This is a genomic window from Streptosporangium sp. NPDC006013, assembly GCF_040614275.1.
Taxonomy (GTDB): Bacteria; Actinomycetota; Actinomycetes; order Streptosporangiales; family Streptosporangiaceae; genus Streptosporangium.
Map to the genome: position 1 here is coordinate 1 of NZ_JBEXUE010000498.1, position 7,273 is coordinate 7,273.

Sequence of the window (7,273 nt, forward strand, 5' to 3'; positions counted from 1 at the left end):
GGCCGCCCCGACCTCTGTGGTCTCGTTCGACGCATCGGACGATGCTTGCGGCCCGGCAAGCCCATCACGGTGCCCATCACCGACTCCGAGGGCAACGTCAAGGTCATGGTGACCACCGCCGACAAGGGCTCGACCACGCAGCCGCCGGGCGAGTCCGCGAGTGGTGTACGCCTGCTCGACTGAAATCCCCCTCCCGTGGGAGGGGGAGGATGTCACATGAAGTAACGCAGCCAGACGTACGCCCAGGCCATGAGCGTGCTCAGCACCGTCACCACGATTCCGTACTTGGTGAACTGCCAGAAACTGATCGGGTGGCCCGTCCGCGCCGCGATCCCGATCGCGACCACGTTCGCGCTGGCAGCCACCGCCGTACCGTTGCCGCCGAAGTCGGCACCCAGCGCGAACGCCCACCACAGCGCCTGTCCGGTCGCCGCGTCGGGAGCCTGCGCCACGATCCCCTCGACGATCGGTGCCATCGTCGCGACATACGGGATGTTGTCGAAGAACGCGCCCAGCACGCTGGAACCGAACAGCAGCGACGTCGCCGCGAGGAAGTAGTCGTCGCCGACCGCCTCGATCGCCCACGTGCCCACCGTCGCGATCACGCCGGTCTCGACCAGCCCCGCGACCATCACGAACAACCCGATGAAGAACACCAGCGTCGGCCACTCGACTTCCGACAACACCTCGGAGACCGAGACCCGCGACAGCAGGAGCATCACTCCCGCTCCCACGAGCGCCACGATGGACGGCTCGATGTGCAGCACCGCGTGCAGCCCGAACCCCACCACCACCGCGGCGAGCACCGCCAGGCAGCGCACGAGCAGCTTGGGATCGGTGATCGCCCGCCGCTCCTGCAGTGCCATCACCGCGGCGACGTGCTCGGGGTTGTACTGGAAGGACCCTCTGAACAGCACCTTGGTCAGCAGCACGAAGGCGACGAAGACGACGACCACGACGGGCGCCATGTGCACCAGGAAGTCGTTGAACGTCAGTCCCGCCCTGCTGCCGATGATGATGTTGGGCGGGTCTCCGATGAGGGTCGCCGCACCGCCGATGTTGGAGGCCAGCACCTCCGCGATCAGGTACGGCTGGGCCGGAATCCGCAGCCGGTCGCACACGACCACCGTGACCGGCGCCACCAGCATGATCGTGGTGACGTTGTCGAGGAAGGGCGAGGCGATGGCGGTGATCACCATCAGCATGACCATGAGCCGGTAGGGATCGCCTTTGGAACGTTTCGCCGCCCAGATGGCCAGGTAGTCGAAGATCCCTGTCTGCTTGATGATCCCTACGATGATCATCATCCCGAGTAGCAGGAAGATGACATTCCAGTCGATGCCCTCGTGCTCGGAGAAGAACACCTCGGAGCCCGGTATCAGCCCCAGAACCGCCATCGCGCCCGCGGCGACAAGGACCACCTTGACCTTGTTCACCTTTTCGGTGGCGATGAAGAAGAACGCGACGAGGAAGATCCCTAGGGCGAGCAGCGCGCTCAAGACTCACCGAGGCCGAAGACGGCCAGGCTGGTGAGGAGCCGCTCCAGGGTGATCGCCCCGGCCAGCGAGCCGTCACGTTCCACCACTGCCACGATCGGACTGCGTATCCTGGCCATCAGCGCGGCCACCTCGAGCAGGTTCGCGTCCACCGGGACGGTCACCGGCCTGGCGTGCTCGCGCGGCAGGCAGTCACCGACCGTGCGATTGCCCAGGTCCTGCCAGAACTGGTCCGCGTAGGCCTCGTCGATGGTCCTGGCCAGCGCGGGATCCTCCTGGTAGGAACCGGGCACGGCCAGCCTCAGCACCTGGGTGCCCGGAAGTACCAGCTTGGGCCGCGAGCGGTCGTCCACGATGATGAGTCCGGGCAGGCGGCCGATCACCATGACCCGTACGGCCTTCGCGACGGAGTCACTCGTGGTGACCGTCGGAAGGCTCACCGCGATGTCGCGCGCTTGCATGGCACCTTCCTGTCGGGTGAGATGGCGCACCGCGGGCGGTGTGCTCACGGTGTCCCTCCTGCGATCTCGGCCATCCGCTGTTCGAGAATGGCCAGCCTGTCGTCCACCGACCGGCTGTGCAGGACCTGGGCGATCTGGTCGGCCTCGTCCTGCGCCAGGTGGATGGCCTGCGAGGGCTCATCACCCCCGCCGTACACCAAGATCCGCCGGGATCCGTTCCTGTCCACCATGACCGCCAGGTTCTGGCCGTCTCGGGTGACGAAGTGGAACAGGACCCCTTCACCGGGCACAGTCGTACGTGTGATGTTCATATCGGTGGTCACTCCCTTCCACTCGAAGCCGCGGTCACGAGGCGAGTCGTTCCGCCCAGCGGATCAGGTCCTCCTGGAGTCGCACCTCGACACGGGCGAGTGCCACGAGCGTCACCTCGACGCCCCAGTGGCAGGTCCCGTCATAGGCGTCGCCGGCGAGATCGACACACCGGGACAGCCGCGACAGATCGCGCTCCCCGACGTACCGGCGGATCTCGGCTTCGGCTGCGGCCAGCATGGCGGCGCCCGGCGAACCCGGATAGGAGGCGCACGCCGCGGGGTCGGTGACCAGAGCCCGGGCGACCGCGTTGACGGTTATCGTGACACCGTCACGGGTGGCGGCTTCCAACCAGAGGATGCCGACATCGTTGGTACTCATCGCCTCTCCTGCCTGTTGGTGTCCGCCGCCCCTCCATCCCATCGGTGTCGCGGCTCTGTCACCATCAGGGCCAGCACCCATCTGATCAGGGGTGGAACGTGCAGAGGCGGCACGAGAAGATGGGAGACGCCCCCCATGGACAAGCCGTTCGGCGGCCGGGAGGCTGATGAGATGAGCGAGCGCCCCGAAAAGGTGGCAGGAACGCGCAGCCCGGCGCGCATCCTGTTCAAACGCCTGTTCGTGATCAACGGACTGGTCTTCACGGTCGGCACGCTGGTGCTCGCGCTCTCTCCTGCCACCGTGTCCTCGCCGGTGCTGCTGACCGAGATCCCGGTGCTGACGGTCGGCCTGGCGCTGATACTGGCCGCCAACGCGCTGCTTCTGCGCACCAGCCTGGCCCCGCTCGAGGCGCTCACGGCCCTGATGCAGCGGGTGAATCTGCTGCATCCGCTGGACCGGCTGCCCAGCGACGGCAACGGCGATCTGACCCACCTGATCGACACGTTCAACGCGATGCTGGACCGGCTGGAGGCCGAGCACAGCGCCAGCAGCGCCCACGCCCTGGCCGCGCAGGAGGGCGAGCGACGGCGCATCGCCCGCGAGCTGCACGACGAGATCGGCCAGAGCCTCACCGTGGTCCTGCTGAGCCTCAAACACGCCGCCGACCGTGCACCCGACGATCTGCGCGAGGAGCTGCGCGGGGTGCAGGAGAGCGTCCGCGCCAGCCTGGACGAGGTGGGGCAGGTCGCCCGCCGCCTGCGCCCCGGCGTGCTGGAGGATCTCGGCCTGCAGAGCGCCCTCAACGCGCTGAGCAGCGACTTCTCCCAGAGCAGCGGCGTTCCCGTGACCCGCAGGGTCGATCCAGAACTGCCCTCACTGAGCGAGGACGTCGAACTGGTCATTTACCGCATAGCCCAGGAGGGCCTGACCAACGCGGCCAGGCACGCCTGCGCCTCCCGAGTCGAACTGTCCCTGACCGCGGGGCCCGGCGGCCTGGAGTTGCGCATCACCGACAACGGCCGCGGTGGCGTGCGCCAGGACGGGGCGGGGATCCGCGGGATGCGCGAGCGCGCCATGCTCATCGGCGCCCGCCTGACCGTGACCTCTCCCCAGGGCGGCGGCACCGACGTCCGGCTCACCGTGCCGGCCGAGAACAAACAAGGAAGCCGATGAACCCCACCAGGATCCTGCTGGCCGACGACCACGCCCTGGTCCGCCGCGGGCTGCGGCTGATTCTGGACGCCGAGCCCGACCTCACCGTGGTGGCCGAGGCGGCCAACGGCGCCGAGGCGGTGGAGGCGGCCGTACCTGAGGCGGTCGACCTGGCGATCCTCGACATCGCGATGCCGCGGATGACCGGCCTGCAGGCGGCCCGCGAGATCTCACGGCGCGCGCCCGGCATCCGGCTGCTGATCCTGTCGATGTACGACAACGAGCAGTACTTCTTCGAGGCGCTCAAGGCGGGGGCCTCGGGGTACGTGCTGAAGTCGGTGGCCGACCGTGACCTGCTGGAGGCGTGCAGGGCGGCGATGCGAGGCGAGCCGTTCCTGTATCCGGGCGCCGTCACCGCCCTGATCCGGCACTACCTGCAGCGCGACAGGCTGGGAGAGGCGATTCCGGAGAGCATCCTGACCCCGCGCGAGGAGGAGATCGTCAAGCTGATCGCCGAGGGCAACTCGGCCAAGCAGATCGCCGAGACCCTGTTCATCAGCGCGAAGACAGTCGATCGGCATCGGGCCAACATCCTGCAGAAACTCGGCATGCGCGACCGGCTCGACCTCACCAGGTACGCCATCCGCGCGGGCCTGATCGAGCCGTGAGGGCATCGGGGACCTGGCCGCCCCCGCCGCTCCCTCGTGACCTTCGGATCAGCCCGGCCCGCGTTCTTCCAGTACATCGGTGACCGGCCGCCGGATGCCCTCGCTCTCGTCGGAGGTGAAGCCCAGGCGCATGATCATCTGGGGGTGCTCGCCCGACAGCAGTTCCTGGCGCAGGAACTCCCGCAGGTGGAACATCTCCAGCGCCTGGGTGTGGAAGGCGGCGCTGACGTCGTAGGCGGAGGCGTGCAGCAGGACCCGCTGCAACGCCTGGCCCGCCGCGATCCAGTCCTCGCGGGAGTCCCCCGGCGTGGTCAGCACCGCCACGGTTCCGGTGGAGGCGGAGCGGAACTGGTCGGAGTCGTCGCCCCAGGGGTGACCGTGGGCGTAGTCGCGCTGGGCGAAGTGCGGACGGGTCCGTCTGGGCTCGCGCGGGTAGCCCCGCGCCGGAACCCCGTCCGTGCGGGGACTTCCCGGCGGCTGTGCCCAGCGGATCATCTCCAGGGTGAGCAACCGGTTCTGGGACTGCACATCCTCGGCGGCGCAGGTGAGCGCGGCGAGCACCCGGACGGCGGCCTCGGACCTGATCGGCGTCAACCGGGCCCCCTCGGCGCTCGCCTGGCAGACGAAGGCCTCGACGAGACGGTCCGCCACGGGCACCTCGGTGAATCCGGCGCGGTGGGTGCGGCGGCGTTCGATCTCGGCGTACAGCAGCCGGCTGTGCTCGTCCGGGGCGACGGCCGCCCCCATCCGTACCGTCGCCAGCAGGGCGGGACGGTCGGGGTCGGGCAGCACGCGCACCTGCGGGTCGCAGCAGAGCACGCGCAGCGCGAGCCGCACGTTCATCAGGGCGGCGCCGCAGCTGATCAGCATTTCCCGGCCCTCGGGATCGCCGAGCCGTAGCTTCCGCTCGCTGTCGGCCCGCAGGGCGATCTCCTCACCGTCGACGGTGAAGGACCACGGTTGAGTATTGTGCACCGATGGTGCCCACACGGCGGCCTGGACCGCCGTGTGGATCGCCGAGGCGATCTCCTCGGTGGTGCGAGCGATCATGACTCAACCTCCATCACGGGTAAAGGAATCGTCAGCCCCGTGGGACCTGGGCAGGACGGGGACCAGGCGGAACATCCCCGTCATCAGCTCCGGCGGCTCCTCCACCTCGGTGATCAGGCCGGCCACGGCCCGCAGCACGTCGGTGACGGTCACCATGCCCACCAGCCTGTTGGACTCCCCCAGCACTGGGATCGCGTCGACACCGGCGCCGATCATGGCCGCCGCCGCGTCGACCAGGCGCGCGTCGAGGGTGGTGTGCGGGCAGCGGTGCTCGGCCAGCAGCGAGTGAACCTGAGCGCGCGACTGTTCGACCGGGCCGCCTGACCAGCGGGCGGCGAGATCCTCCTGGGTGAGAACACCGCGCAGGCAGCCGTTCCGGTCGACGACCGGCAGGTGATGGACACCCGCGCGACGCATGATCTCCCAGGCCATGAGCGGGGACTCGTCGGGTTCGACGACGACCAGCGTCCGGCTCATCACCCGCGCCACCCTGAGGCTCTGCACGTCCATCACGCCTCACCCCGGGCATGGCGGGTCGTCGAACCCGGCACGGCGTCGTCACCGGCCCACCAGGAAGGCGAGCCTTCCGTACCCGCCACCACCTGCGCTGCCATCTTCTCCCCCTCCGCCTCTCCCCTCCATCAGACCGGTTCCCCACGTTCTCCGCAGTGGCCGAAAGACCCGCTCGCCGGGGACTTCCGGCCCCCATCTTCGTACCCTGCCCGTGGTGGAATACCAGCTGAGGGGAACATCCCCGCGAGGGCGATTCACCCCGAGGCGGCCCACCGCCCCGCCGGGTACTGTTTTCCTCTCGGAAGGGGAGAGGGGCGGTGGCCGAAAAACCCGCAAAGCCCCTGCACGGTCAGCTTGACGATGCCAGATCTTTGCTCGTTCTGTTCTAATGGGAGATTTTGATGACCGAACATATGGCAACCCCGGGCGACCTGGGCCGCCGGCTCGCCAGGCGACGCGAGGAGTTGCAGCTGAGCCGCGAGCAACTGGCCGACCGGGCCGGCATCGACCCCGGATATCTCGGCTATCTGGAGGAGACCGCCGCCTCCCCCACCCTCGACACCGTGCGCAAACTGGCCACCGCCCTGAACACCGACATTGGGGAGCTCCTCGGCGCGACGATGAACCTGCCCTCCGGGCACGGCCGTCCCGCCCCCCACGCCCACCTGGAGAAGCTGCGGCCCGAGGAGTGCCTGCGGCTGATCTCCCCCGGCGGTGTCGGCAGGGTTGCCTTCGAGGAGCCCGCGGGACTGACGATCCTGCCGGTCAACTACGTACTGCACGACAACTCGGTGATCGTCCGCACCGCGGTCGGCGGTCCCCTCGACAGCAACCTGCGCACCGGCGTCCAGGGGGTCGAGTTCAAGATCTCATTCGAGATCGACCGGATCGACGACGCCGCCCGCGAAGGATGGAGCGTGCTCATCCGAGGTGGCGCCCACCACGTCTCCACCGACGAGCAGGCCGAGGCCGCCGCCTCGGGAGTCGAGCCCTGGGCGGGCGGCGACCGCGAGCTCTATCTCAGGATCATCCCCAGCGAGATCACCGGACGGCGCATCCGGCACACTTCGTCAACGACCCCCTCCTGAGGGAGGGGGCTTGAGGCGCGGTAATGCGCTTTGAAGCCCCGCGTTGACCAGCCCTGGCCGTCAGCTCAAGGAGGTGCGTTTTGATGGCTACGTTGAACACGAGATCGCAGACCCACCGGCGGGTGCTTCCTCAGCCTGCCGCTCTGGAATCCGTG

10 protein-coding genes are annotated in these 7,273 nt (G+C 68.7%); 4 read left to right on the plus strand and 6 right to left on the minus strand.

The window, feature by feature from the left end:
- The coding region (locus ABZ260_RS42925) for a hypothetical protein (RefSeq protein WP_355629389.1) at window positions 1-183 on the plus strand (183 nt) is incomplete at its 5' end.
- 29 nt (window positions 184-212) lie between these two features.
- Here ABZ260_RS42925 and ABZ260_RS42930 read toward each other — a convergent pair.
- Genes ABZ260_RS42930 through ABZ260_RS42945 form a run of 4 tightly spaced genes read right to left on the minus strand, consistent with a single transcriptional unit; the run spans window position 213 to window position 2,647 of the window.
- Window positions 213-1,499, minus strand: coding sequence for an ArsB/NhaD family transporter (locus tag ABZ260_RS42930; protein ID WP_355559526.1), 1,287 nt, complete (start codon window positions 1,497-1,499; stop codon window positions 213-215).
- Window positions 1,496-2,005: a CBS domain-containing protein gene (locus ABZ260_RS42935; protein ID WP_355629392.1), complete on the minus strand. Its 510-nt coding sequence runs from the start codon at window positions 2,003-2,005 to the stop codon at window positions 1,496-1,498. The genes ABZ260_RS42930 and ABZ260_RS42935 overlap by 4 nt, the downstream gene beginning before the upstream one ends.
- The gene (locus ABZ260_RS42940) at window positions 2,002-2,268 is read right to left on the minus strand and encodes a hypothetical protein (RefSeq protein WP_350925982.1); all 267 of its coding nucleotides are present in this window, start codon (window positions 2,266-2,268) and stop codon (window positions 2,002-2,004) included. Before ABZ260_RS42940 ends, ABZ260_RS42935 begins: the two co-directional genes overlap by 4 nt.
- 34 nt (window positions 2,269-2,302) lie before the next feature.
- Window positions 2,303-2,647 carry a hypothetical protein gene (locus ABZ260_RS42945; protein ID WP_355559532.1) on the minus strand — a complete coding sequence of 115 codons (345 nt, stop codon included), beginning with the start codon at window positions 2,645-2,647 and terminating at the stop codon, window positions 2,303-2,305.
- Between the two features lie 135 nt (window positions 2,648-2,782).
- On the opposite strand from ABZ260_RS42945, the gene ABZ260_RS42950 reads away from it, so the two are divergent.
- Together ABZ260_RS42950 and ABZ260_RS42955 are read left to right on the plus strand one after the other, a co-directional pair.
- Window positions 2,783-3,820 (plus strand): HAMP domain-containing sensor histidine kinase, encoded by a 1,038-nt coding sequence (locus ABZ260_RS42950; RefSeq protein ID WP_355629395.1) that lies wholly within the window; start codon window positions 2,783-2,785, stop codon window positions 3,818-3,820.
- Window positions 3,817-4,467, plus strand: coding sequence for a response regulator transcription factor (locus ABZ260_RS42955; protein WP_350925976.1), 651 nt, complete (start codon window positions 3,817-3,819; stop codon window positions 4,465-4,467). The genes ABZ260_RS42950 and ABZ260_RS42955 overlap by 4 nt, the downstream gene beginning before the upstream one ends.
- Before the next feature lie 48 nt (window positions 4,468-4,515).
- On the opposite strand, the gene ABZ260_RS42960 is transcribed toward ABZ260_RS42955, so the two are convergent.
- Window positions 4,516-5,517, minus strand: a complete 1,002-nt coding sequence (locus ABZ260_RS42960; RefSeq protein ID WP_355629398.1) for a hypothetical protein — start codon at window positions 5,515-5,517, stop codon at window positions 4,516-4,518.
- Between the two features lie 3 nt (window positions 5,518-5,520).
- Complete coding sequence (locus tag ABZ260_RS42965; RefSeq protein ID WP_355629401.1) at window positions 5,521-6,027, minus strand: CBS domain-containing protein; 507 nt, start codon at window positions 6,025-6,027, stop codon at window positions 5,521-5,523.
- 404 nt (window positions 6,028-6,431) lie between these two features.
- On the opposite strand from ABZ260_RS42965, the gene ABZ260_RS42970 reads away from it, so the two are divergent.
- Window positions 6,432-7,118, plus strand: coding sequence for a pyridoxamine 5'-phosphate oxidase family protein (locus ABZ260_RS42970; protein WP_355629404.1), 687 nt, complete (start codon window positions 6,432-6,434; stop codon window positions 7,116-7,118).
- The last annotated feature ends 155 nt before the right edge of the window (window positions 7,119-7,273 follow it).

Excerpts from the sequence above, each read along its gene's own strand:
- ABZ260_RS42965 (WP_355629401.1), bottom strand. The coding sequence starts at position 6,027 with ATGGACGTGCAGAGCCTCAGGGTGGCGCGGGTGATGAGCCGGACGCTG.
- ABZ260_RS42950 (WP_355629395.1), top strand. The coding sequence starts at position 2,783 with ATGGACAAGCCGTTCGGCGGCCGGGAGGCTGATGAGATGAGCGAGCGC.
- ABZ260_RS42955 (WP_350925976.1), top strand. The coding sequence starts at position 3,817 with ATGAACCCCACCAGGATCCTGCTGGCCGACGACCACGCCCTGGTCCGC.
- ABZ260_RS42970 (WP_355629404.1), top strand. The coding sequence starts at position 6,432 with ATGACCGAACATATGGCAACCCCGGGCGACCTGGGCCGCCGGCTCGCC.
- ABZ260_RS42940 (WP_350925982.1), bottom strand. The coding sequence starts at position 2,268 with ATGAACATCACACGTACGACTGTGCCCGGTGAAGGGGTCCTGTTCCAC.
- ABZ260_RS42945 (WP_355559532.1), bottom strand. The coding sequence starts at position 2,647 with ATGAGTACCAACGATGTCGGCATCCTCTGGTTGGAAGCCGCCACCCGT.
- ABZ260_RS42960 (WP_355629398.1), bottom strand. The coding sequence starts at position 5,517 with ATGATCGCTCGCACCACCGAGGAGATCGCCTCGGCGATCCACACGGCG.